21 protein-coding genes are annotated in these 23,541 nt (G+C 72.9%); 16 read left to right on the top strand and 5 right to left on the bottom strand.

Annotation, left to right across the window (positions count from 1 at the left end; translation table 11 throughout):
• Positions 1 to 48: 48 nt before the first annotated feature.
• Entirely contained in the window at positions 49 to 240 is a 192-nt protein-coding gene (gene rpmB / locus RAN62_RS03325) for a 50S ribosomal protein L28 (protein ID WP_023561910.1), read from the bottom strand.
• Between the two features lie 854 nt (positions 241 to 1,094).
• On the opposite strand from rpmB, the gene RAN62_RS03320 reads away from it, so the two are divergent.
• Genes RAN62_RS03320 through RAN62_RS03310 form a run of 3 tightly spaced genes read left to right on the top strand, consistent with a single transcriptional unit; the run spans position 1,095 to position 5,574 of the window.
• Positions 1,095 to 2,729, top strand: coding sequence for a DAK2 domain-containing protein (locus RAN62_RS03320; RefSeq protein ID WP_438874462.1), 1,635 nt, complete (start codon positions 1,095 to 1,097; stop codon positions 2,727 to 2,729).
• A 17-nt stretch (positions 2,730 to 2,746) separates the two neighbouring features.
• Complete coding sequence (recG, locus tag RAN62_RS03315) at positions 2,747 to 5,227, top strand: ATP-dependent DNA helicase RecG (protein WP_305782913.1); 2,481 nt, start codon at positions 2,747 to 2,749, stop codon at positions 5,225 to 5,227.
• Entirely contained in the window at positions 5,224 to 5,574 is a 351-nt protein-coding gene (locus tag RAN62_RS03310; protein ID WP_305782912.1) for a DUF952 domain-containing protein, read from the top strand. Before recG ends, RAN62_RS03310 begins: the two co-directional genes overlap by 4 nt.
• 289 nt (positions 5,575 to 5,863) lie before the next feature.
• Here the strand turns inward: RAN62_RS03310 and RAN62_RS03305 are convergent, their stop codons facing one another.
• Entirely contained in the window at positions 5,864 to 6,865 is a 1,002-nt protein-coding gene (locus RAN62_RS03305) for an LPXTG cell wall anchor domain-containing protein (RefSeq protein WP_305782911.1), read from the bottom strand.
• Between the two features lie 355 nt (positions 6,866 to 7,220).
• On the opposite strand from RAN62_RS03305, the gene rsmD reads away from it, so the two are divergent.
• The 9 genes from rsmD (at position 7,221) to mutM (ending at position 13,975) form a co-directional block, all read left to right on the top strand.
• The gene (gene rsmD, locus RAN62_RS03300) at positions 7,221 to 7,796 is read left to right on the top strand and encodes a 16S rRNA (guanine(966)-N(2))-methyltransferase RsmD (protein ID WP_305782910.1); all 576 of its coding nucleotides are present in this window, start codon (positions 7,221 to 7,223) and stop codon (positions 7,794 to 7,796) included.
• Positions 7,793 to 8,272 carry a pantetheine-phosphate adenylyltransferase gene (gene coaD, locus RAN62_RS03295; protein ID WP_305782909.1) on the top strand — a complete coding sequence of 160 codons (480 nt, stop codon included), beginning with the start codon at positions 7,793 to 7,795 and terminating at the stop codon, positions 8,270 to 8,272. Before rsmD ends, coaD begins: the two co-directional genes overlap by 4 nt.
• Positions 8,273 to 8,362: 90 nt before the next feature.
• Positions 8,363 to 8,860: an ATP synthase subunit B family protein gene (locus RAN62_RS03290; RefSeq protein WP_305782908.1), complete on the top strand. Its 498-nt coding sequence runs from the start codon at positions 8,363 to 8,365 to the stop codon at positions 8,858 to 8,860.
• A 206-nt stretch (positions 8,861 to 9,066) separates the two neighbouring features.
• Positions 9,067 to 9,660 (top strand): YceD family protein, encoded by a 594-nt coding sequence (locus tag RAN62_RS03285; RefSeq protein WP_305782907.1) that lies wholly within the window; start codon positions 9,067 to 9,069, stop codon positions 9,658 to 9,660.
• A gap of 5 nt (positions 9,661 to 9,665) precedes the next feature.
• Positions 9,666 to 9,839: a 50S ribosomal protein L32 gene (rpmF, locus tag RAN62_RS03280; RefSeq protein WP_067505321.1), complete on the top strand. Its 174-nt coding sequence runs from the start codon at positions 9,666 to 9,668 to the stop codon at positions 9,837 to 9,839.
• A gap of 127 nt (positions 9,840 to 9,966) precedes the next feature.
• A complete protein-coding gene (locus RAN62_RS03275; protein ID WP_305783060.1) occupies positions 9,967 to 11,118 on the top strand; it encodes a phosphate acyltransferase PlsX in 1,152 nt (383 codons plus the stop codon).
• Positions 11,108 to 11,941, top strand: coding sequence for a ribonuclease III (rnc, locus tag RAN62_RS03270; protein WP_305782906.1), 834 nt, complete (start codon positions 11,108 to 11,110; stop codon positions 11,939 to 11,941). The genes RAN62_RS03275 and rnc overlap by 11 nt, the downstream gene beginning before the upstream one ends.
• Complete coding sequence (locus RAN62_RS03265; protein WP_305782905.1) at positions 11,938 to 13,110, top strand: putative hexosyltransferase; 1,173 nt, start codon at positions 11,938 to 11,940, stop codon at positions 13,108 to 13,110. Before rnc ends, RAN62_RS03265 begins: the two co-directional genes overlap by 4 nt.
• Positions 13,111 to 13,120: 10 nt before the next feature.
• Positions 13,121 to 13,975, top strand: a complete 855-nt coding sequence (gene mutM, locus RAN62_RS03260; RefSeq protein WP_305782904.1) for a bifunctional DNA-formamidopyrimidine glycosylase/DNA-(apurinic or apyrimidinic site) lyase — start codon at positions 13,121 to 13,123, stop codon at positions 13,973 to 13,975.
• On the opposite strand, the gene RAN62_RS03255 is transcribed toward mutM, so the two are convergent.
• Together RAN62_RS03255 and RAN62_RS03250 are read right to left on the bottom strand one after the other, a co-directional pair.
• Positions 13,911 to 14,498, bottom strand: coding sequence for a putative glycoside hydrolase (locus RAN62_RS03255; RefSeq protein ID WP_305782903.1), 588 nt, complete (start codon positions 14,496 to 14,498; stop codon positions 13,911 to 13,913). The two genes, mutM and RAN62_RS03255, sit on opposite strands and share 65 nt — an antisense overlap.
• Positions 14,495 to 15,991, bottom strand: coding sequence for a DUF3492 domain-containing protein (locus RAN62_RS03250; RefSeq protein WP_305782902.1), 1,497 nt, complete (start codon positions 15,989 to 15,991; stop codon positions 14,495 to 14,497). Before RAN62_RS03250 ends, RAN62_RS03255 begins: the two co-directional genes overlap by 4 nt.
• A gap of 423 nt (positions 15,992 to 16,414) precedes the next feature.
• Between RAN62_RS03250 and RAN62_RS03245 the strand changes: the two genes are divergently transcribed.
• The 4 genes from RAN62_RS03245 to RAN62_RS03230 all read left to right on the top strand — a co-directional run bounded on the left by RAN62_RS03245 (position 16,415) and on the right by RAN62_RS03230 (position 22,151).
• A complete protein-coding gene (locus RAN62_RS03245; RefSeq protein ID WP_305782901.1) occupies positions 16,415 to 16,621 on the top strand; it encodes a hypothetical protein in 207 nt (68 codons plus the stop codon).
• Positions 16,622 to 16,932: 311 nt separating this feature from the next.
• Positions 16,933 to 17,127, top strand: a complete 195-nt coding sequence (locus RAN62_RS03240) for a hypothetical protein (RefSeq protein WP_305782900.1) — start codon at positions 16,933 to 16,935, stop codon at positions 17,125 to 17,127.
• A 799-nt stretch (positions 17,128 to 17,926) separates the two neighbouring features.
• Entirely contained in the window at positions 17,927 to 21,508 is a 3,582-nt protein-coding gene (gene smc / locus RAN62_RS03235; protein WP_305782899.1) for a chromosome segregation protein SMC, read from the top strand.
• A gap of 19 nt (positions 21,509 to 21,527) precedes the next feature.
• Positions 21,528 to 22,151, top strand: a complete 624-nt coding sequence (locus tag RAN62_RS03230) for an HAD family hydrolase (protein ID WP_305782898.1) — start codon at positions 21,528 to 21,530, stop codon at positions 22,149 to 22,151.
• On the opposite strand, the gene RAN62_RS03225 is transcribed toward RAN62_RS03230, so the two are convergent.
• A complete protein-coding gene (locus tag RAN62_RS03225) occupies positions 22,108 to 23,517 on the bottom strand; it encodes an FAD-dependent monooxygenase (protein ID WP_305782897.1) in 1,410 nt (469 codons plus the stop codon). The genes RAN62_RS03230 and RAN62_RS03225 overlap by 44 nt on opposite strands.
• Between the last annotated feature and the right edge of the window lie 24 nt (positions 23,518 to 23,541).

The following is a 23,541-nucleotide window of genomic DNA, read 5'->3' as shown; positions in this document are numbered from 1 at the left end:
GCGTGCGGTCGGGCTGGCGTCACGGGGAGGTGACGCGAGCGGCGACCGTCAGGCGCGGACGACCTTGCCGGCCTTGATGCACGAGGTGCAGACCTTGAGCTTCTTGGTGTTGCCGCCACCGGCCGGGGTGCGCACCGACTGGATGTTCGGGTTCCAGCGGCGGTTGGTCCGCCGGTGCGAGTGGGACACGTTGTGGCCGAAGCCCGGTCCCTTGCCACAGACGTCGCACACGCTAGCCACGGGGTACTCCAAGGATTGATACGCCGGCCAACGGAACACGACGGCCGGCTGCGAACTGAGGGTGCCCCGGACACACTGCGACCGGGCAACCCAGCCAGGTTACCCGATGCCCCGCCCCGACAGCCAATCGCCCCGGGCGGGCCCGGCGGCACCCGGCAAATGTCGGTGGGCGTTAGTAGGCTTTTCGCGTGCTGGAGACCCTGGATGCCGCCGCGGTGCGCCGCTGGTGCGGTGCTGGGCTGGCCGCGCTCCGGGCCCACCAGCGCGAGATCGACGAGCTCAACGTTTATCCGGTCCCCGACGGCGACACCGGCACCAACCTCGTCCTCACCCTGACTTCCGCCCAGGAAGCCCTCGAGGCCGCCGACACGGACACGGATACCGACACCGACACGAACACCGGCGCAGACCGGGACGGTGTGGTGGGCGCAGCCGACATCGACGGCTCGGCCGGCACGAGCAGCACGGCGAGCCTCGACGGCTGGGAGAGCGCGAACCGCTCGGCAAGCTCTGACGGCCCGGGCAGCGCGAACCGCTCGGCAAGCTCCGACGGCCTGGGCAGCGCGAACCGCTCGGCAAGTCCCATCGGCCCGGTCGACGCGCACAGCTCGACGGTCGCGGACGGGGAAAGCGGCACTGCCGAGACTGAAGCGGATGGCGCCGTCGAGGCTGGGACGGTCCACGCCGATCAGGCGAGCAGTGGTGTGGCCAGGGCCGGGGCTGGAGGGGCCGGCGCCGATCGGGTGAGCAGCGGTGCGATAGGGGCCGGAGCGGCCGGGGCCGACGGCGTGATCAGCGGTGAGATCGTGGCCGGTCGCGAGGCCGGGGTGCGGGGCGCGGCCCTGGGGCGGGTGATGCGGCGCATGGCTCGGGGTGCGCTGCTCGGGGCCCGGGGGAATTCCGGCGTCATCGTGTCGCAGATTCTGCGCGGGATGGCGGACGCGTTCGCGGAGAAGGCTTCGGTGCGCGGCGCGGAGCTGGCGCGGGCGCTGCGGAAGGCGAGTGAGGCGGCCTACGCGGCGGTGGCCCGGCCGGTCGAGGGCACCGTGCTCTCCGTGGTGGCGGCCGCGGCCGAGGGGGCCAGCCGGATCAAGTCGGACGACCTGCTGACCGTCGCGCGCGCCGCGGCGAAGTCGGCGGCGGAGGCGCTGGCCCGGACTCCGCAGCAGCTTCCCGTGCTGGCGCGGGCCGGAGTGGTCGACGCCGGTGGCCGGGGGCTCGTGGTTCTCCTCGAAGCGCTCGTCGAGGCTCTCAGCGCCGGCTCGGGCCCCGACAAAGCCGAGAAACCGGACAGCACGCCGCATGCGCAGGCCGACGAGAAGCTGTGCGGGCAGGCCAACGAGAAGCCGTGCGCGCAGGCCGGCGAGGAGTCGCGCGGGCAGGGCGGCGAGGAGTCGCGCGTGGAGGCCGGCGAGGAGTCGCGCGGGCAAGGCGACGAGCCACACACACCGGCCGGCGAATCGCACACCATCGGCGCCCCGACGCCCAGCGCCCCAGCGGACGATGAGCACGCCCACCCCGGAGACGACGAGCGCGCCCACCCCGAACGCGACAGAGACGAGCACGCCACCCCCGGCTACGAGGTGCAATATCTGCTCGACGCCGAGCCCGACGCCGTCGCCACGTTGCGGATCGTGCTCGACGGGCTCGGGAACTCGCTGGTGATCGTCGGGACGGGCGACGGGGAGCCGCCGACCTGGAACGTTCATGTGCATGTCGATGACATCGGGGCGGCGATCGAGGCCGGGATCCGGGCCGGTCGGCCGCACCGGATCTCGGTGATGCCGTTGTCGGCGCATCAGCGCGAGGAGCGCCCGGGCCGGGGTGCGGTTGTGGTCGCGGCGGGGGAGGGGCTGGCCCGGCTGTTCCGGGCGGAGGGCGCGGTCGTCGTCGAGCGGAACCCGTCCATCGCCGAGATGCTGACGGCCATCGCGGCCACCGGGGCGAATCGTGTGGTGCTGCTGCCCAACGACGCCAACACGCACGCGGTCGCGACGGCCGCCGCGCGGGAGGCGACGAGCGGTCCTCGGGACGGGGGCGGACCCGGGGAGGTGCGGGTCAGTGTCGTACCCACGCGGTCGCCGGTGCAGGCGCTGGCTGCCCTGGCCGTACGCGATGAGCAGCGCCGCTTCGACGACGACGTCATCGCGATGGCCGAGGCCGCCGGGGCGTGCCGCTACGGCGAGGTGACGACGGCCGCGCGGGAGGCGTTGACCGTGGCGGGCCGGTGCCGGCCGGGTGACCTGATCGGGCTGGTGGACAGTGAGGTGAATCTCATCGGCGGCGGTCTCGAGGAGGTGTGTCGCCGGCTGCTCGACCGGATGCTCGGAGGCGGCGGCGAGCTCGTGACGCTCGTGCTCGGGGCCGACGCGCCCGCGAGCCTCGAGCCGGCGTTGCGGGCGCATGTCGCCGAGGCGTGGCCCTTCGTGGAAGTGCAGTGTTATGCGGGTGGTCAGCCCCGCTATCACCTGCTGGCGGGCGTGGAATGACCGACGGCTGGAGTGAGATGACAGACGCGACCATGGCCACCGCGACGGCCGGACAAGCGACCGGGAAAGGACGAGCCGCCGACAAAGCCCAGTCCGCAGACATCGCCGAGTCCGCAGACATCGCCCGGGCCCCCGAAGAACCGCCGGCCGCCGAAAAAGCACAACCGGGCGAAAAAACCCGGGCCACCAAGAAAACGCCGGCCGCGGGAAAGACGCCAACAGCCGAGAAGACGCGAACAGCCGGCAAGACGCCAACGGCCGGCAAGACGACGACAGCCGGAAAGGCGACGGCCGCGGACCAGGGCGCCACCCCGACCACCGTCGACACCCCGCTCCGCAAGGTGCTCGGCGACCGCACCGCGAAGGCCCTCGCCGACCACCTCGACCTGCACACCGCGGGCGACCTGATCTATCACTTCCCCCGCCGCTACGACGAGCGCGGCGAGCACACCGACCTGCGCGAGCTGCAGATCGGCGAGCAGGTCACCATCCTGGCCCAGGTCAAGAACCGGACCGTACGCCCGATGCGCCAGCGCCGCGGCACCATGCTCGAGATCACCATCGGCGACGGGTCCGGGGCGACGCTGACGTGCACGTTCTTCAACCAGGCGTGGCGGGAGCGGGAGCTGACGACCGGCCGCTGGGGTCTCTTCGCCGGGAAGGTGACCGATTTCCGGGGCAAGCGGCAGCTCAACGGCCCCGCCTACCAGCTGTTGCGGGCCGACGCGACGCAGGACGAGGCGGCCGAGGAGATCGAGGAGTTCGCCGGGGCGCTGATCCCGGTCTATCCGGCGGCGGCCGCCGTGCCGACGTGGACGATCGCGAAGTGCGTACGGACGGTGCTCGACACGTTCCGGGCGCCGGACGATCCGTTGCCCGGAACGGTGCGCGCCAACCGGAACCTCATCGGCATCGGCAAGGCGCTGCACGAGATCCACCGGCCGACTTCCCAGGAGGATCTCTACCGGGCGAAGCACCGGCTCAAGTGGGACGAGGCGTTCGCCGTGCAGGTGACGCTCGCCCAGCGGCGGGCGCGGGCGGCGGCGGATCCGGGGCGGGCGCGGCCGCGGAGACCGGACGGGATCCTGGCGGCGTTCGATGCCGCGCTGCCCTACGAGCTCACCGAGGGGCAGGCGCGGGTCGGGGAGGAGATCGCCGCCGATCTCGGCGCGGCGCACCCCATGCATCGCCTGCTGCAGGGGGAGGTCGGTTCGGGCAAGACCCTGGTGGCCGTACGCGCGATGTTGCAAGTGGTCGACGCCGGCGGCCAGGCGGCGTTGCTGGCGCCGACGGAGGTCCTTGCCACGCAGCACCAGCGCAGCATCAGTGCCCAGCTCGGCGCGCTCGGACGGGCCGGGGAGCTCGACGGTGACCCGCGCGGGACCCAGGTGACGCTGGTCACGGGTTCGCTCGGGGCGAAGGGCCGCCGCGCCGCGCTGGCCAAGGTGGCCGACGGCACCGCCGGGATCGTCGTGGGGACGCACGCCCTGCTGTACGAGGGGGTCGACTTCCACGATCTCGGCCTGGTGGTCGTGGACGAGCAGCACCGGTTCGGTGTCGAGCAGCGGGACGCGTTGCGGGCCAAGGCGGCCACCCCGCCGCACGTACTCGTGATGACCGCCACGCCGATCCCGCGGACGGTCGCGATGACCGTGTACGGAGATCTCGAGACCTCGACGCTCTCCCAGTTGCCGCGCGGCCGGTCGCCGATCGCGTCGCATGTCGTCCCGCCCGAGCGGCCGGACTTCCTGGCCCGGGCGTGGGAGCGGGTGAAGGAAGAGGTGAAGAAGGGCCACCAGGCGTACGTGGTCTGCCCGCGCATCGGTGACGCCGACGGGGCCGAGGACGACGGGGAGCCGCCGAAGGACGACGAGCCGTCCCGGCGGCCGCCGCTCGCCGTGCTGGAGGTGGCGCCGATCCTCGAGGAGGGTCCGCTGCACGGGCTGCGGATCGGGGTGCTGCACGGCCGGCTGCCCGCGGAGGAGAAGGACGCCGTGATGCGCCGCTTCGCCGCGGCCGAGCTGGACGTGCTGGTCGCCACCACCGTGATCGAGGTCGGCGTGGACGTCCCCAACTCCACCGTCATGATCATTATGGACGCCGACCGCTTCGGCGTCTCCCAGCTGCACCAGCTGCGCGGTCGCGTCGGCCGCGGCTCGGCGCCGGGTGTGTGCCTCCTGGTCTCCGAGGCCCCCGAGGGTACGCCGGCCCGCGAGCGACTGGCGGCCGTGGCGTCGACGACCGACGGCTTCAAACTGGCCGAGCTGGATCTCGAACAGCGCCGCGAGGGCGACGTGCTCGGGGCCTCGCAGTCCGGCAAGCACAGCCACCTGCGGCTGCTCTCGCTGTTGCGGGACAGCAACCTCATCCGCGACGCCCGGGCCGAGGCGGCCGAGCTGGTGGGCGACGATCCCGACCTGACCCGTTACCCGGCGCTGGCGGCCTCGGTCGCGGCGCTGGTCGACGAGGACCGAGCCGAATACTTGGAGAAGGGTTGATCCTGCACTTCTGCCCGCGGGCCGACTGGGAACGGGCCGCCGAGACGGGCACCTACCGCGCGGAGTCCCTGGAGAGTCAGGGCTTCATCCACCTGTCCACCCCGGAGCAGGTGGCCGTTCCCGCCAACCTGCTGGCCCGGGGCCGCACCGACCTGGTGCTGCTGGTTCTACGGGAGGAACTGTTGCCGGTCCCTCCGGTCTGGGAGGACGGCGACCCGCCGGATCCCTCGGGCACGCAGTTCCCGCACCTCTACGCGCCGATCCCGGTGGCCGCAGTCGCCGCCGTCCACGACTGGCAACCCGGCCCGGACGGCACGTTCACGGCGCCCACCAACCTGACGCCCTGAGTCCAACCGCCCGCCCTGAGCCGCAGCAAAGCGGCGGCGACGCCCACCAGCCTGACGCCCCGACCCGCGGCGAAAGCGGCAAGCGGCGTCCACCTGCCTCACGCTCGGGTGGAATCGAAGAATCGCGCCGCTTCCCTCGAGCAGGGCGACGAAAAGCGAGCGGGGCGAAGAAAAGCGCGCAGGGCAACGAAGCGCGCCGGGCAACGAAAAGCGCGCAGGGCAACGAAGCGCGCCGGGCAACGAAAAGCGCGCCGGCGCAAACGAGCCGGCGCGCGTCTCAGGTGGTGTGTCAGGCGGTGAACTTCACCTTGCGGCGACGCGCCACGACGAAGAGCGCGATGCCCGCGCCGAGCAGGACGACCGCGCCGACCGCGATGCTGCCGGCGGCCGCACCCGTGAGGGGCAGGGTCGGCTCGTCGCTGTCGCCACCGCCGGAGCCGGCGGTGTCACAGTCCTCGGGCTGCTCGTACGTGATGGTGGCGGCCTCGTCCTCGTAGCCCTCGGGCGTGGCGGTGATCTCCATGCCGTCGGTGGCCGGGAGCTCCACCTTGGTCGTTTCGCCGACCTTGCCGGTGATGGTCTTGGTGACCCCGGTGCTGGTCTCGAACGTCACCTTGACGGCCTTGGGCCAGTCCTTCGGCACCGTGATGCCCAGCGTGACCGAGTCACAGTCGGCCTCGTAGACGAACTCCGGCTCCTCGGCGGGCGCCGACGGCTCGGAGCTGGCCGGGGTCGACGCCGACGGGCTGGTGGTCGGGGTGGCGGGCTGGGACGGCGCCGGCTTGGTCGGGGTGGAAGCCGACGGGGCCGGGGACTCCGGGGCCGGCTCCGAGGCGGACGCCGACGGCACCGGGGCGCCCTCCTCCGGCGCGCACTTCTCGGTCGGCTTGGTCTCCGAGCCGCTGTCGCCCTTGGTGACGTCCTCGCGGTCCTGGTAGTCCCAGAACGCGGTGATCGCCAGCTCGGCCTTCTGGGCGGAGGCCGGCAGCTGCTGGACGCCCTCGAGCGAGCCCGGCGCCTTGGGCTCGACGGCGTCCTTGAGGATGCCGGTGATGGTGCTGCCCTCGGTCAGCTTGACGTCGGTGAGCTTGGCCTCGAGGTTGTTCTGGCTGTTGAAGGCGGTCCAGGTGACCTGCCAGGTGCCGTCCTCGTTCACGCACGCGTCGGAGGGCTTGAGGGTCGTGTGGTGGGCGCTCGCGGGGCCGGCGAGGAACGCCACGCCCGTCAGGCCGAGCAGGGTGCCGGCGGCGATGGAAGCCGTGCGGCGCAGGGGGGAATTGCGGAGGATCACGCCTTCTCCTGTGGTGAGGACCGAGGGGAACGGCGCGGGGTCGGCGGCATGCCGGCGCGCGACAGGGGGGCTGTCAGCGCGGGCCGGCGACGATACCTCCCCGCATCGTCGTACCGACAGCGTTTCGTCGGCGGCACAGGGACCATAGCGAGCCGGGCCGATCCGTTGAACCCCGAAGCTGGCTCCGAGCTGACTGTTATGTATTTGAGATCTTCGTTGGACGGAACGCTTGTGTGCTGCTGCTCAACGTGGTTTTCGGGGCACGAAGAGGAGGGAAAAGTTCACTCTCCGGTGAGGCGCCGGGGGTGGTGAAGTAGCGTCGCAGCGTGCTGTCCGAACAACTCACCACGGCGCGATGACGCGCATCATCGCCGGGACGCACGGCGGCCGCCGGCTGGCCGCTCCGCCCGGTGCGCAGACCCGGCCCACATCGGACCGGGTGCGGGAGGCCTACTTCAGCGCCCTCGGCACCATGACCGATCTCGACGGTGCCCGGGTCGCCGATCTCTATGCCGGCTCCGGGGCGATCGGGCTCGAGGCCCTGTCCCGCGGGGCGGCTCATGCGCTGCTCGTCGAGTCCGACGCCAAGGCGGCCCGGGCCATCCGGGACAACATCGTCGCGCTCCGCGCCGGCAACGCCGCACGCCTGGTCACCGGCAAGGTGCTCACGCTGCTCGCGGCGCCCCCGGAGGGCGGGCCCTACGACGTCGTCTTCGCCGATCCGCCGTACGCGGTCGGCGACGACGAGGTCGAGGAGGTGCAGCTGAGCCTCGTGGCCCACGGGTGGCTGGCGGACGACGCGGTGGTGACCTTCGAGCGATCGTCCCGCACGTCGGTCAAGGGTGAGCCATTGAGCTGGGTGGACGGTCTCACAGCCGACCGCAGCCGGAAGTACGGCGAGACCACTCTTTGGTACGGTCGCCGATCATGAGACGTGCGGTCTGTCCCGGTTCCTTCGATCCGGTCACCAACGGGCACCTCGACATCGTCGGGCGCGCGAGCCGGCTCTTCGACGAGGTCATCGTCGGCGTCCTGATCAACCACTCCAAGACCGGCCTGTTCACCATCGAGGAGCGCATCGAGATGCTCCGCGAGGCCTCGGCCCCGTACCCGAACGTGCGGGTCGAGTCCTTCCATGGCCTGCTGGTGGACTTCTGCCGGGCCCAAGGGGCGGCCGTGGTGATCAAGGGTCTGCGCGCGGTGAGCGACTTCGACTACGAATTGCAGATGGCGCAGATGAACATCGGGCTCTCCGGCGTGGAGACGCTGTTCATGCCGACGAACCCGCTTTATTCGTTCCTCTCGTCCAGCCTGGTGAAGGACGTCGTCAAGTGGGGCGGCGACGCGTCGTCCTACGTGCCCGACTTCGTCCGGGAGCGGCTCGTGACGAGACTGCGGCAAAACTGACGGCGTGGCCTTCGCCGTCCGGTTGCCCGGTTCGGCATTACCGTGATCGGACCACTCACCGTGAGTGGCAGCTGACAGGAGTGAGGCGCCGTGGATCCGCTCGACCGCATCGACGAGATCATCTCCTTGGTGGAGCAGGCGAGGGCGGTCCCGATGTCCCGGACCAACTTCATGTTCGACCGGGCCGAGATGGTCGCGCTCCTGGACGAGCTGCGCTCGGAGCTGCCCGGTGACCTGCGCCGGGCGGTCGCGCTGCTGGAGGAGCGGGACAAGATCATCGACGCCGGCAAGCGCGAGGCCGACCGGATCGTCAGCGAGGGCGAGACCGAGCACGCCCGGCTGGTGTCGGTCAACGAGATCACCGTCTCGGCCGAGCACGAGGGTGCCCGGATCATCGCCGAGGCGCGGTCCGAGGCGCAGCGGCTGCGCGAGGAGGTCGACGACTACGTCGACACCGCGCTGGCCAACTTCGAGCAGTTCCTCACCCGGGCGCTGGCGTCGATAGAGCGTGGCCGGGACAAGATGCACGCGCTGCGCGAGATCGGCACCTTCCAGGGCGAGGAGAACGAGCGCCCGCTGCCCTTCTGAGCGGCGCCGGCCCGCCTCTCGCACGGCCGTGCCGGCCGGGGTGTGGCGCTGACCTCGCCGCGCCGGAACGGGTGATTTGTCCGGTGCGGGACGCGGTAGTCTTGGTCCCTCGCTCCGGGTGCGGCCCGCCATCCGGGGCGATTCGACGTCACCCCCGCTGCTCAGGTAACCTTTCCTGTCGGCCTACCCATGGCTGAGAGTTCACGATGCCCAAGATTTCGCAGAACCACCTCGATCCCAGGATGCCGCTGGTCGTCGACACGACGAAGCTCCCGCGCCAGCCTGGGGCGACGCGTGCCCTGAAGCGGGTCATCCCGGCACCGGCGGACCTCGGCCTGGAGTTGATCTCGGTGCCCGAGGGCTCCGACGTCGAGCTCGATCTGAGCCTCACGTCGGTGTCCGAGGGTGTTTACGTCAGCGGCAGGGTCCGCGGCTCACTCCAGGGTGAGTGCGGGCGCTGCCTCAACGAGATCGCGCAGTCGTTCGACGTCCCGATCGCGGAGCTCTACGCCTATGCGGAGAGCACCACGGAGGAGACGACGGACGAGGACGAGGTGGGCCGGATGCAGGGCGACCTGATCGACCTGGAGCCGGCGGTGCGGGACGCGGTGGTGCTGACACTGCCGACCAACCCGGTCTGCCGGCCGGACTGCCCAGGGTTGTGCCCCGACTGCGGGGTGCACTTCGACGACCTCCCGGCCGACCACAGTCACGAGGACGTCGACCCCAGGTGGGCCGCTTTGCGCAACCTGTCAGCTGAGGCGGCTTCGCCGCTCGACCAGCGTCATTCTGAGGAGTAGGTACCGTGGCCGTCCCCAAGCGCAAGATGTCGCGCAGCAACACCCGGTCCCGCCGGGCGAACTGGAAGGCGACCGCGGTGCAGACCGTGGAGTGCCCCCAGTGCAAGTCGCCGCACCTGCCGCACACCGCGTGCGGGGTCTGCGGCACCTACAACGGCCGTCAGGTCGTCGAGGTCTGAGCCTCGCGGAGTGACGCGCCCGATCAGCGGGCGGGTCGAGCCCGGGCCGCGGCGATCGTCCGGTGCCCCGGACCCGGCGGAGGGCGGCCACCAGGCCGGCACCGTCCGGGCCCCGGGCACCGCGCGGATCGCCGTCGACCTCCTCGGCGGGGACCAAGCTCCCGCCGTCGTGGTTGACGGCGCTCTGCGCGCCGCTCAGGCCGACCCCGCCCTTCAGTTGTTGCTCGTCGGCCCGCCCGAGGCCGCCGAGCTGGTTCTCGCTGCCCTGCCGCCGGAGCAGCACGCCCGCGTGCGCGTCCAGCCGGTGGCGCCCGCCCCGGACGACCTCGACGGACACGCCGCCGGACGCTCGGCGCACGCCCCCGCGGTCGGCCGCGCCCGGCAGTTCGCCGAGCCCGGGGTCCGCGCGGCCGTGAACGCCGTCGCGGCCGGTCTCGCCGACGCCGTCGTCTCCGCCGGCGACACCGGCGCCGTGGTCACCTCGGCCGCCATCACGCTCGGCCGCCTGATCGGCGTCCGCCGTCCCCCGCTCGCCGCGGTGCTGCCCAGCGCTGCCGGCCGGATCGTGCTGCTGGACGTCGGCTCCTCCGTCGATCCCGACGAGCACACCCTCGCGACCCACGCCCGGCTGGGCGCCGCCTATGCGCAGGCCGTGCACGGCATCGCCGCCCCGCGCGTGGGCCTGCTCACCATCGGCACCGAGCCCGGCAAGGGCGATCGGCTGCGCCGGGCCGCCCCCGAGCTCTTCGAGGAGATCGAGCTGCCCGCCGGCGCCCGCTACACCGGGCTGGTCGAGGGCAACGACGTGGTCACCGGCGCGGTCGCCGACGTCGTGGTGACCGACGGATTCGCCGGCAATGTGCTGCTCAAGGGGCTCGAGACCGCGTACGCGACGCTCGGCCCCCCGCCCTCCGATCCGCCCCGCAAGCCCCCGCCCCGAGCCGCCGTGCTGCTCGGCGTCGGCGGGCTCGTCGTCGTGTGCCACGGCGCCGCGAGCGGGCGGGACATGGCCGCGGGCATCGCCCTCGCCGCGACCCTCCACCGCATCGGCACGGTCGAGAAGGTCGCGAGCCTGGTCCGCGAGGAAGCGTCGGAAGCACCCGCGAAGGCCGCGAGCCCGGACGACGCCGATCGCAAGCCCGGTAAAACGCCCGGCGACATGCCCGGCGAAACGCCCGGCGAAACGGCCGGCGACACGACCGGCGGCGCGAAAGACATCGAGACCGTCGACAGGACCGAAGGAGAAGCACAAGTGCAAGAGGTGGTGCATGAGCAGTAACGACAAGCGGCGGGTACGCCCCTCGACCGAGCCGCTCGAGGAGGCGTTCGGCGTCCCCCTCGAGCCCGGCCTGCTCGAGCGCGCCCTCACCCACCGCTCGTACGCGTACGAGAACGGTGGCCTGCCCACCAACGAGCGCCTGGAGTTCCTGGGCGACTCGGTGCTCGGCGTGGTCATCACGTCGGCGCTCTTCCACAACCACCCTGATCTGCCCGAGGGCCAGCTGGCGAAGCTGCGCGCGAGCGTCGTGAACATGCACGCCCTCGCCGACGTCGCCCGGACCCTCGGACCGCAGGGGCTGGGCCCGCACCTGCTGCTGGGCAAGGGCGAGGAGACGACCGGCGGCCGGGACAAGGCGAGCATCCTGGCCGACACCCTGGAGGCGCTGCTCGGGGCGATCTATCTCGAGCACGGCCTGGACCTGGCCGGCGAGGTGATCCACCGGCTGTTCGACCCGCTGATGGCGGAGTCGGCCGGGCGCGGGGCCGCCCTCGACTGGAAGACCAGCCTGCAGGAGCTGACGGCCGCGCTCGGCCTGGGCGTGCCCGATTACGTGATCGACGACGCCGGGCCCGACCACGCCAAGACCTTCACCGCCTGGGTGATCGTCGCGGGCGAGCGCTACGGCGGCTCCGACGGCCGCAGCAAGAAGCAGGCCGAGCAGCGCGCCGCCGCGGCCGCCTGGCGCACCCTCACCGAGCGGGCCGAGTCGGAGACCCCGCCCCCCGCGGTGGCCGGTGGCGGCCACGCCGACTCCCCGAACGGATCGGTTCACGACACCGCGAACAAGGACGACAAAGCCGAAAGCGCAGCCGAGGGGTGAGCACCACGGCGGCCGACGCCCCCACGGCCACCACGTCCGACCGTCTCTGGGAGCTCGCCGGCCGCTGGCGGGGAGCCGGCGTCGCCGTCGGCATCCTCGCGCTGACCCGGGTGGTCCAGCTGCTCCTGCTCGTCGGGCTCGACCGGGCGACGGCCGAGCCCACGGGACTGCGCGCCAACCTGCTCATCTGGGACGGCGGCTGGTTCCTGCGGGCGGCGCAGGGCTATCCGGACGGCTACACGTACGGACCGACGGGCGCCATGGAAGGCAATGAGCTGGCCTTCTTCCCGCTCTACCCGACGCTCATCCGGATCCTGTCCGCGCTGGGCTTCAACCCGGGCAGCTCGGCGCTCGCCGTCAGCTGGCTCGCGTCGGCCGGGGCTGCCGTCGCCCTGCACCTGCTGGGCACGAGCCTGTTCAAAAGTCGCCGGGCCGGCTGGGCACTGGTCGGCATCTGCTGCGGGGCTCCGATGTCCGTCGTGCTCTCCATGGCGTACACGGAAAGTCTCTTCCTCGCCCTGCTGGCGGGCATGCTGGTGGCCGCGCACCGCAAGGTGTGGTGGGCCGCCGGCCTGCTCGGTCTCGGCTGTGCGCTGACCCGCCCGACCGGTGCCGCCGCCGCGGTCGCCCTGGCCGTCGCCGCCTACCTGGCGGTCCGCGCCGGTGAGCGGAAGGCGCCTCCGCTGCTGGCGGCGGGGGTCGCGCTTGCGGGCGTCCCGGCCTATCTGGGCTGGGTCGGCTGGCGGGTCGGCGAGTGGGACGCGTGGTTCAAGATCCAGACCGCCGGCTGGGGTACGTCCACCGACCTCGGCCGCAGCACGGTGACGTTCCTGGCCGACACGCTGACCGTGGCCGACGGCTGGGTGCCGATGAGCGTGGCTTTGATCCTGCTCGCGGCGCTGGTGGCGGCGGGAGTGGCGCTGGCGGGCCGGCCGTGGCTGCCGCTGGGCGTCTACGGGGTCGTGGCGATGGTGCTCGTCTACGGCCAGGCCGGCTATTACCACTCCAAGCCGCGGCTGCTGCTGCCCGTACTCTTGACGCTGCTGCCGGCCGTGGCCGCCGCGGCCCGGGCGCGTCCCCGCGTGGCGATCCTGGCGATCAGCGCGTGGGCCCTCTTCGGCCTCTGGTACGGCGCCTATCTGGTAGCAGTCTGGCCCTACACGATCTGAGCAGGAGCACATGCCTGAGCTTCCCGAGGTCGAGACCGTCCGCATGGGTCTGGACAAGTGGGTCACCGGCCGTCGCGTCGCGGCCGTGGAGGTGCACCACCCCCGGGCGATCCGCCGCCACCTGCCCGGCGACGCCCACTTCGCCGCCGTCCTCGCCGGACGCACGATCACCGGCACCCGGCGCCGGGGCAAATATCTCTGGCTGCCGCTCGACTCGGGCGACGCCGTCATCGCGCACCTCGGCATGAGCGGCCAGCTGCTCATGCAGCCGCCGGAGGCGCCGGACGAGAAGCACCTGCGGGTCCGGTTCGCCTTCGCCGACGACGGGCCGGAGCTGCGCTTCGTCGACCAGCGCACGTTCGGCGGGCTGTCCGTGTCGGAGGGTGGCGCCGAGCTGCCGGACGAGATCGCGCACATCGCCCGCGACCCGATGGATCCGCTCTTCGACGACGACCTGTTCGTCGAGCGGATGCGGGCCAAGCACACCGAGGTCAAGCGCGCGCTGCTGGACCAGACGCTGATCTCGGGCGTCGGCAACATCTATGCCGACGAGGCACTGTGGCGGGTCCAGCTGCACGGCGCCCGCCCGACGGACGCGCTGAGCAAGCCGGTCGTGCGGCGGCTGCTCGGGCACGTCCGCGACATCCTGGGCGAGGCGATCAAGGCGGGCGGGACGAGCTTCGACGCGCTCTATGTCAACGTCAACGGGGAGTCCGGCTACTTCGACCGGTCCCTCGACGCGTACGGGCGGGAGGGGCTGCCGTGCCACCGCTGTGGCACGGCGATGCGCCGCGAGCAGTTCATGAACCGGTCGTCGTACAGCTGTCCGCGGTGCCAGCCACGGCCCCGGAAGTCGCTGCGGTGACATAGGGGCTGGCGTCGGTGGCCAGCCCGAAGCCCGCGCCCCGGCGGCCCATCAGGCGGCGGGCGGCCGTGAGCAGCTCGACCGGGACGCCGTGCACGAGGTGTCCGTCGCCCGGGCGTACGCCGTCGCCCGCCCAGCCCTGATAGGCCGACCACGGCCCGTCGAAGGTGCAGATCTTCACGCCCAGGTCCCGGTAGAGCGGATGGGTGGGCACGCCCGGGTTGAGCACGATCCGGTGCAGGCCGCGGCGGGCCGCCAGGCGCACGGTCAGGGCCACCGGGCCGACGCCGCCCGAGCCGGCCGGCGCCCGGTCCAGGAACAGGCCCTCGGCGCCTTCCTCCCGCCACGCGTCCACGTCGGCGAGGACGTCGGCAAGCGATCGCCCGCCCCAGTCCAGGTCGACGCGGCCGAGGCGCTGGTGCCGGTTCCGGCGGCGGCCCGGCCGGTCCTGGATGAGCCACGTGTCGCCGTCGAGGGCGAGGCCGGGCGACGGGTGGGCGTACGGGGGGAAAAGGGTCCTCACGGGGATCCTCCGGGTGTCAGGGTTTCCTGGGCCAGCCATCGCAGGGTCGCCGGCTCGGTCTCGCGCGGGGCGGGAACAGCCAGCGGCAGCTCGTAGGTGGGCGCGGGGGGCGCGGTCGCCAGGTCGGTGTAGAGCGCGCCGTACGCACGCACGACCCGGTCGGTGGTGAAGTAGGCGAGCGCCCGGCGCCGGGCCGCGTCGCCCAGGGCCCGCCGGCGGGCGGGGGCCTTCAGCAGGGAGACGCAGGCGCCGGCGAGCGTTTCCGGATCGTCCTCCGGTACGACCACCCCGGCATCGCCCAGCGTCTCGGCGACCGGTCCGACGTCGACTCCCACGACCGCGCGACCGGACATCATGGCTTCGATCAGCCGGTACGGGGGGTCGGCCGGCCCGGGCAGGTGGACGACCAGGTGACCCGTGGCGTACCGGGCGCGCGGGTCGGCCGGGATCGGGTGCATCCGGACGGCGCGCCCGAGTCCTGTGCGGTCGATCAGCTCGGCGGCGTGGTCCTCGTGCGTCGAGCCGACGCCGACCAGGTGCAGCACGGTGCCCGGGACGGCGGTGGAGATCCGGGCGAAGGCGTCCAGCAGCTTGGGCAGCCCGCTGTCCGGCGCGCCGTTGCCGGCCCAGACGATCGAGGGGACCGTACGGGCCTCCGGCGCGCTCGGGAAGTCGCGCGGGTCGACGCCGGCGGGCACGGGCACCAGCCGCCCGGGCTCGGCGCCGTGCCGCAGCGCCCACGCGTGGTGGAACTCGCTGAGCGGCGCGATCAGTCCGGCCTCGGCATAGCCCGTACGCGCGACGGCCCGCCGGAAGCGCCGCAGCACCGTCTGCACGGCGGGGGAGAGCCGCTCCTCACTGGACCGGGGCCGGCTCACGGGCGCCCGGGCCTCGGTGAGCAGCAGCGGCGTGCCGGTGCGCCACCGCGCGGCGAGGGCGGCGAGCAGAGGCGTCGTACCGCCCACGCAGTGGATCAGGTCGGTCTCCGGCACCGGTACGGCCAGTGCCCGCGCGGCGTGCCGGAGCAGGGTCACCGCGGTCCGGGCGTCCCGCACGCTCAGCTTGGGCAGCCGCTCACCGTCCTCGGTGGCCCGCCCGGCCTTCCACGCGTCGAGCAGCACGTCGGCCAGCGGCACCGAGTGCAGCGGCGGCGCCTTCTCGGCCAGACTGGCCAGGGCGGCCAGGCCCCGGGCGAAGTCCTCGTCACGCCGCTCGGCCAGGCCCCGGCACAGCAGCACGGCGGCCGCGACGGCGTTCTCGTCCCGGTGGCTCTTCGGCGTGTCCCGGGGCAGGACGACGCAGCCGGCCGACGCGACGTGCGGGGGCAGCGGATAGGCGGGCCCGCCGAGCGGCTCGCGGTCGGACACCGTCACGAGGTCGAAGCGGTGGCCGGCGAGACCGTCGACGAGGGTCCGGCACCAGCCGGCGAGGGCGTCCCGGCGGAACGGGTAGCCGCCCCCGGTGAGCAGACAGATGCGCATGCCGCTCAGCACCGCGGGAACGTCGGGGGCGATATCACGATGGCTGCAACGAAGCAGCGGCGAAAAGTTACGGGAAGCCGGAGGTTTATGCTCCGTTAAAGGGTATTTATACCGATTTGCGGGCGGGGGATTTCACCCGTTCCGGCCCTTGCCCGGGCGGCGTCCCTGTCCGACGGCCCGCGGCGGGCGGGCCGCGGGGATGCCGGGCACCCCGCCACTGGCGCCCGGCATCCTCCAGGGGGATCGGCGAGCCGATCGTCGTCACGGTAAGCAGCCGGACGTTCACCGGCCAATCGGCGAAAGGAAGACCTAAGCCAGGCTTCAGGCCCGCCTCCATCGGCCGGGTTCCACCCTTCGTAGGGCATCCGCCGACGCTCGGGCCGTTCGGGCCCGCGGGGCGCGGTTCCGGCCGGGACTTGCGGTACCTCTGAGGGCATGCCCGACCCGAAGCACCTCGAGCTCCTCCTCGACTGCGACCGCTACCTCGACCGCCAGCAGGTGCTCCTCGACCGGCTCGCCGGCGACGACCGGCTGGCCCCGCTCCTCGCCGCCATGGACGCGGCCTTCGACCAGCTGCTCCAGGCCGTGACGGAGGGCTGGCGCACGGCGTGTGCCCAGGCCGAGCCACCCCGGAAGGCGTAAACCCCTTGATCCAACCGGGGGTTCCGTGCCAGGGTGGCGAGATTCACTGGAGTGCGGGGGCCGGCGCGGGGGCCACGGCTTGACGAGGCCTGGACATGGGCGCACCATAGAAGTGTCGCCAGTCGCGCCCATCTGCGTTCATGTCTCGTGAGCGCGGGTAAATCTGCATCTCGTGCACTGTCTTGAGGGCAGATCTCTGTGCCTACGCGTGTCCGTGGGCTCGGAAGTGCTAAGCCACTGTGCGCGCGTTTGGCCGGATTGACACGGCAGCGCTCAAGACAAAGAGACGCAGCGTCTCACAAGGAGAAGTCATGGCGAAGGCCCTCTACGGCCACGTAGGTGCGGCGCCCGATCGGCGCCTGCTCGACGAGGTCACCCGACTGCGTTCCAGGGTGCAGGCTCTGGAGTTCGAGGTCACCCGCCTCCGGGCGGAGAACGATCGTCTCGAGGCGGCGTCCGCCGACTCCGACGATCTGCGGCTGCTGAGCGAGCCCGCCCTCACCTGAGCTCCCCCGGGCGCCGCCTGACCACCGCGCGGCGCTCACCTTCCACCCCTCGGAACAGCAGAACACCAGCGCGCCTCCACCGACCGTGGCGGCGCGCAGCTTTTTGCCCGAAACCGTGCAAGCCCGGAAGTGCGCGAGCGCGGGATCGGCCGCTCCTGGAGGCTTTCGAGCCCGGAGTCGGCCGCGTCCAGTGATCCGTGAGCCCGGGATCGATCGCGCCCGGAAGTCCGCCGGCCCGGGGCCGGCCGCCCGGAAGTCCGCCGGCCCGGGGCCGGCCGCCCGGAAGTCCACCGGCCGGGGGCCGGCCGCCCGGAAAGCCGCAGGCCCGAGGCCCCGCGGGGCCGGAGCCCGGCTGGCGGGCCCGACGCGCGGCCGGCCCGGGCGCCGGGTCTTCGCCAGGTGCTCATTCGTCTGACCTTCGTCCCTCGGGAATGAGTTGCCCCGGTGTGCCCAAGGCGGGCCCGGTCCAAGCACCCCTCTCGATACCCGGCACCCCGAGGCCAGCCCCGGCGTTCGCCGCGCCGCCCGGCGGGCCGGCCCGGGGCGGCGTCCCACCAGGCGAGTCGCCCATGATCCGGGCGCCGGGGAAACGGCGCGGCGGACGTGCCAAATATCGGCCCGGCGATCGCGCACCGCATCGATGGCGTCGCTGTCGGGCGAGATCCCGGCGTCGTCGCGCGCGACAACCGGATGAAAAGCCTCACCAGGGCCGTAACCGGACGCGCGGCGTGCGCGCACATGCGGGGAACGGGCGGGTAACCTGCTGGCACGAGCCAACCCGCGCGACCCTCGGAGATCCGTGCACCTCAAGACCTTGACGGCCAAGGGCTTCAAGTCCTTCGCCTCCGCCACGACGCTGCGGCTGGAGCCGGGCATCACCTGCGTGGTGGGCCCCAACGGCTCCGGCAAGTCCAACGTCGTCGACGCCATCGCCTGGGTGCTCGGTGAGCAGGGGGCCAAGGCGCTGCGCGGCGGCAAGATGGAGGACGTCATCTTCGCCGGCACGGCCGGGCGGGCCCCGCTGGGCCGGGCCGAGGTGACGCTGACGATCGACAACAACGACGGCGCCCTGCCGATCGACTACACCGAGGTGTCGATCACGCGCCGGATGTTCCGCGACGGCGCCAGCGAGTACGAGATCAACGGCAACTCGTGCCGGCTGCTCGACATCCAGGAGCTGCTGAGCGACTCCGGCATCGGCCGCGAGATGCACATCATCGTCGGCCAGGGCCGGCTCGACGCGATGCTGCACGCCAAGCCCGAGGACCGCCGCGCCTTCATCGAGGAGGCCGCCGGCGTCCTCAAGCACCGCAAGCGCAAAGAGAAGGCGATCCGCAAGCTCGACGCGATGCAGACCAACCTCAACCGGCTCAACGACCTGACGGCCGAGCTGCGCCGCCAGCTCAAGCCGCTGGGGAAGCAGGCCGAGGTGGCACGCCGGGCGGCGGGCATCCAGGCCGACCTGCGCGACGCCCGGCTCCGGCTGCTCGCCGACGACCTGCACACGCTGCGGACCACCCTGGACAAGGAGATCGCCGACGAGTCGGCGATGCGCGAGCGCCGCCAGCAGGTCGAGGACGAGAATCGCGAAGTTCAGCGGATGCTCGCCGACCTCGAGTCGGCCCACGCCGACGACGCGCCGCTGCTGCAGGCCGCGCAGGACACCTGGTACAAGCTGTCCGCGCTGCAGGAGCGCTTCCGGTCCACCGAGCAGCTGGCCGCCGAGCGCCACCGGCACCTCTCCGCCGCCTCCGACGACGAGCGCCCCGGGCGCGACCCCGAGCAGCTGGCGGCTGAGGCGGAACGGGTCCGGGAGCAGGAGGAGGAGCTCCGCGAGGCGCTGACCGAGGACCAGATGCGGCTGGCCGAGGCGGTCGAGCACCGCCAGGAGCTGGAGCGTCAGCTGGCCGCGGCCGAGGGCGCGTTGCGTACCGCGGCGAAGGCGATCGCCGACCGGCGGGAGGGCCTCGCCAAGCTCACGGGGCAGGTGAACGCGGCCCGCGCCCGGACCGGGAGCGCCGCGGAGGAGATCGAGCGGCTCGCGGCGGCGCACACCGACGCCCTGATGCGGGCCGAGGCGGCGCAGGCCGAGGTCGACGCCGTGGCCGAGGTGTCCACCGAGGCCGACCGGGACAACGTGGAGCTCGACGCCCGGCACGCCGAGGCCGTCGCCGCCCACGACCGGGCCGCCGCCGTGGTCAAGGAGCTGTCCGACGCCGAGCGCGCCGCGGAGAAGGACGCCGCGAGCTGGAAGGCCCGCGAGGAGGCCCTCGCCCTCGGCCTCAAGCGCAAGGACGGCGCCGGCGCGCTGCTGGGAAAGGCGGACCAGGTTCCCGGCCTGCTGGGCAGCCTCGCCTCGATGCTCACCGTCCGCCCCGGGCACGAGGCCGCGCTGGCCGCGGCGCTGGGCGCGCTGGCCGACGCGGTCGCGCTCAGCGGCGTGGACGAGGCCGTCGAGGCCATGCGTACGCTCAAGATCGCCGACGCCGGCCGGGCCGCCCTGGTCGTGGCGTCCCCCGCGTCGCCCGGCATGCAGGGCACGCTCGACGCCCTCCGGCCGCAACTGCCCGAGGGTGCGATCTGGGCCCCGGATGTCATCGAGTGTCCGGAGTCGATCCGTCCCGCGCTCAACCGGGCCCTGCGCGACGTCGTCCTCGTCCCCGACCTGGCCGCGGCGACGCAGCTGGTCGCGGGCAACGCCGAGCTGCGCGCGGTCACGCCGGACGGCGACGTCCTCGGGGCCCACGCCGCGGCCGGTGGCTCGGGCAAGGCGACCAGCTACATCGAGGTGCAGGCGGCCGTCGACGAGGCGCACGCCAACCGCGAGACGGCCGAGGAGCAGATCGGCGTCCTCAAGGCCCAGCTGGCCGACGCGCGGGCCGAGGTGGCCGAGCGCAAGGAGGCCGTGAACGTCGCGGCCGCCGCCAAGCGGGCCGCCGAGGGCGAGCGCAACGCCGCCGCCCGCCGCCTCGCCGAGCTGGGCGCCGCCGCCCGGTCGGCCAAGGCGGAGTCGGAGCGGCTGGGAGCGTCCCGGCAGAAGGCGGAGGGCAACCGCGACCGGGATCTCTCCGGGCTGGCCGAGCTGGAGGAGCGGCTGCGGCTGGCCGAGGCGACCCCGATCGACGAGGAGCCGTCCACCGAGGAACGCGACCAGCTCGCCGCCATGGTGCCGCAGGCCCGGCAGAACGAGATGGAGGTGCGGCTGGCCGTCCGGACGGCGGAGGAGCGGGTCTCGTCCATCGCCGGCCGCGCCGACTCGCTGCTGCGCCAGGCCAACGCCGAGCGGCAGGCCCGCGAGCGAGCCGCCGCCCGCAAGGCCGCCCGGGCGCGGGGAGCCGAGATCGCGCGAGCCGTCGCCCTGGGCGCGGCCGCGGCGCTGACCCGGGTGCAGGTCTCGCTGGCGGCCGCGGTCGAGGTCCGCGACGAGCTGGCCCGCGCGCGTACGGCCCGGGAGGCCGAGCTGTCCGAGGTCCGCGCGACGGCCAAGCGCCTGGTCGCCGAGCTGGAGCGGCTCACGAACGAGGTGCACCGCGACGAGGTCGCCCGGGCCGAGCAGCGGATGCGCATCGAGCAGCTCGAGGCCAAGGCGGCCGAGGACTTCTCGCTCGACGTCGAGACGCTGGTCGCCGAGTACGGTCCGGCGCAGCTCGTGCCCCCGACGGCCGCCGAGACCGCGCAGGCGGAGAAGGACGGCAAAGAGCCGCCGGAGCCGTACCCCTTCCACCGCCCCACGCAGGAGAAGCGCGCCAACAAGGCCGAGCGCGACCTGGCCCTGCTCGGCAAGGTCAACCCGCTGGCGCTGGAGGAGTTCGCGGCGCTGGAGGAGCGCTTCAAGTTCCTCTCCGACCAGCTCGAAGATCTCAAGGCCACCCGCCGCGACCTGCTCACCGTGGTCAAGGACGTCGACGACCGGATCCTCGAGGTCTTCACGTCGGCGTTCGAGGACACGGCCCGCGAGTTCCAGACCGTCTTCCAGGTGCTCTTCCCGGGCGGCGAGGGCCGGCTCGTGCTGACCGACCCGGAGGACATGCTCACCACCGGCGTCGAGGTGGAGGCCCGGCCGCCGGGCAAGAAGATCAAGCGGCTGTCGCTGCTGTCCGGCGGCGAGCGCTCGCTGACCGCGGTCGCCATGCTGTGCGCGATCTTCCGGGCCCGCCCCAGCCCCTTCTACATCATGGACGAGGTCGAGGCGGCCCTCGACGACGTCAACCTGGGCCGGCTCATCACCCTCTTCCAGCAGCTCCGCGAGAAGAGCCAGCTGCTGATCATCACGCACCAGAAGCGCACGATGGAGGTCGCCGACGCCCTCTACGGCGTGACCATGCGCTCGGGTGTGACCCAGGTGATCAGCCAGCGCCTCAACCGGTCGGACGAGGACTGACGTTTGTAGTCTTGCGGGCATGCTGCGTCAACCTGCCCGGGCTCTGTTGATCGACCTCGACGGCGTGCTGCGCCGGTGGGACCCGTCCGTCGCGGCGGGCGTCGAGGAGTCGTACGGGCTCGAGGCGGGCGTGCTGGCGCGCACGGCGTTCGACTGGGAGCTGCTGCGGCCGGCGGTCGCGGCGGAGATGACCGACGCCGAGTGGATGTACCTGGTCGCGCAGCGCCTGCCGCTCGACGACGACACCGCGGCGGCCGCCGTCGCCGCCTGGCAGGAGCATCGGGGCACGGTCGACGAGGAGGTGCTGGGCTTCGTCCGGGAGGTGCGCGCGGCCGGCCGCAAGGTGGGGCTGGCCACCAACGCGACCGACCGGCTCCGGGGCGACCTCGACGCGCTCGGGCTGACGGACGAGTTCGACGCCGTGGTCAGCTCCTCCGAGCTGAAGGTCCACAAGCCGGCGCCGGAGTTCTTCGCACGGGCGTGCTCTTTGCTGGGGGAGCAGCCGCCCTGGGTGCTCTTCGTGGACGACGACGACCGGGTGATCCGGGGCGCCCGGGCCGCGAAGCTGCTGGGTTTCCGCTGGTCGGGGCCGCAGGACTTCACTTATCTGCGGAAGGCGCTGGGTCTCCGAACCAGCGTGTGAGGGCGGCGTCGAGCTCCCGCTGATCGTCTCCGGCCCAGGCGACGTGGCCGTCGGGGCGCAGGAGCAGGGTGCGCCCATCGCCGGTCATGACGTCGACGCGGTCAGCCCAGGCGGATGCCGACAGCCGGCCGAGCAGGAGGCCACGGCCGGCGTGCATCCGGTCGTACAGGCGGCCGTCTTCGAGCGGGATGTCCGGCATCCGCCGGCCGACGAGCGGGTCCTCGGCGCCGAAGTCGTAGTGGATGTCGATCGCGGCGGTCCGCTCGATCAGGAACCGGTTGACCGCCTCGATGTCCATCAGCTCGGTCAGGAGGCGGCGCACGGCCGAGGGCCCCGGCTCGGTCGAGAGCAGCTCGGCCTGGGCCCGGCTGAGAGACAGGACGTTCTCGGCGACCGGGCGGCGCTCGATCTCGTAGGTGTCGAGGAGGTCGATGTGGCCGGCGACCGCCGCGGCGAGCTTCCAGCCGAGGTTGAACGCGTCCTGGAGGCCGAGGTTGAGCCCCTGGCCGCCGGTCGGCGGGTGGACGTGCGCCGCGTCGCCGGCCAGGAACACGCGGCCCGTCCGGTAGCTGTCGGCCAGCCGCGTGGCGTCGCCGAAGCGGGACGTCCAGCGCGGGTCGTGCACGCCGAAGTCCGTACCGGCGTGGGCTCGAAGTTGACGTGCGACCTCGGCCACGGTCGGCGGCGCCGGGGTGTCGGCCACGCCCGCCGCGGGCACCACGAACCGGTGATAGCCGTCCGCGGCCGGGACCACGCCGAAGCCGCGCTGGGTCTTGCGGACCTCGGTCACGACGGCCGTCACGTCCTCCGCCGACGCCGTGATCCTGGCCTCACCCAGCAGCCACTCGTGGCGGGCGGGCTCGCCGGGGAAGCCGACGCCGAGCAGCTTGCGCACGGTGCTGCGGCCGCCGTCGCAGCCGATGAGGTAGCTCGCGCGCAGGCGGGTGCCGTCGGCCAGCTCGGCTGTCACGCCCTCGTCGTCCTGGGCCAGGCCGGTGAGCTCGCTCTCGTAGCGGACCTTCACCCCCAGGCTCTCGGCGTGCTCGCCCAGCAGGCGCTCGGTGGTTTCTTGCGGGATGCCCAGCAGGTACGGGTGAGCGGTGTCGATCGGGCCGGTCAGCGGCTTGACGATCCCGGCGAAGCCGCCCAGCGGGTACTGCTTGCCCTCGGCGAGGAACCGGCCGAGCAGTCCGCGCTGGTCCATGATCTCGATGCTGCGCACGTGGAGACCGAGCGAGCCCGAGTGCCTGTCCCGCTTCGGATCCTTCTCCAGGACCAGCACGCCGACCCCGTGGAGCCGGAGCTCCGCCGCGAGCATCGTGCCGGTCGGGCCGCCGCCGCACATGATGACGTCAGTGTCACGCATGGGGGCATTGTGCGAGGTCACCCG

Source organism: Symbioplanes lichenis, assembly GCF_030709675.1.
Lineage (GTDB): Bacteria > Actinomycetota > Actinomycetes > Mycobacteriales > Micromonosporaceae > Actinoplanes > Actinoplanes lichenis.
This window is presented reverse-complemented; position numbering and strand designations above follow the sequence as displayed.

Coding starts and splice junctions, on each gene's coding strand:
- RAN62_RS03320 (WP_438874462.1), top strand. CDS start 1,095: ATGCGGCGCATGGCTCGGGGTGCGCTGCTCGGGGCCCGGGGGAATTCC.
- recG (WP_305782913.1), top strand. CDS start 2,747: ATGACAGACGCGACCATGGCCACCGCGACGGCCGGACAAGCGACCGGG.
- rsmD (WP_305782910.1), top strand. CDS start 7,221: ATGACGCGCATCATCGCCGGGACGCACGGCGGCCGCCGGCTGGCCGCT.
- coaD (WP_305782909.1), top strand. CDS start 7,793: ATGAGACGTGCGGTCTGTCCCGGTTCCTTCGATCCGGTCACCAACGGG.
- RAN62_RS03285 (WP_305782907.1), top strand. CDS start 9,067: ATGCCCAAGATTTCGCAGAACCACCTCGATCCCAGGATGCCGCTGGTC.
- rnc (WP_305782906.1), top strand. CDS start 11,108: ATGAGCAGTAACGACAAGCGGCGGGTACGCCCCTCGACCGAGCCGCTC.
- mutM (WP_305782904.1), top strand. CDS start 13,121: ATGCCTGAGCTTCCCGAGGTCGAGACCGTCCGCATGGGTCTGGACAAG.
- RAN62_RS03245 (WP_305782901.1), top strand. CDS start 16,415: ATGCCCGACCCGAAGCACCTCGAGCTCCTCCTCGACTGCGACCGCTAC.
- RAN62_RS03240 (WP_305782900.1), top strand. CDS start 16,933: ATGGCGAAGGCCCTCTACGGCCACGTAGGTGCGGCGCCCGATCGGCGC.
- RAN62_RS03230 (WP_305782898.1), top strand. CDS start 21,528: ATGCTGCGTCAACCTGCCCGGGCTCTGTTGATCGACCTCGACGGCGTG.
- RAN62_RS03225 (WP_305782897.1), bottom strand. CDS start 23,517: ATGCGTGACACTGACGTCATCATGTGCGGCGGCGGCCCGACCGGCACG.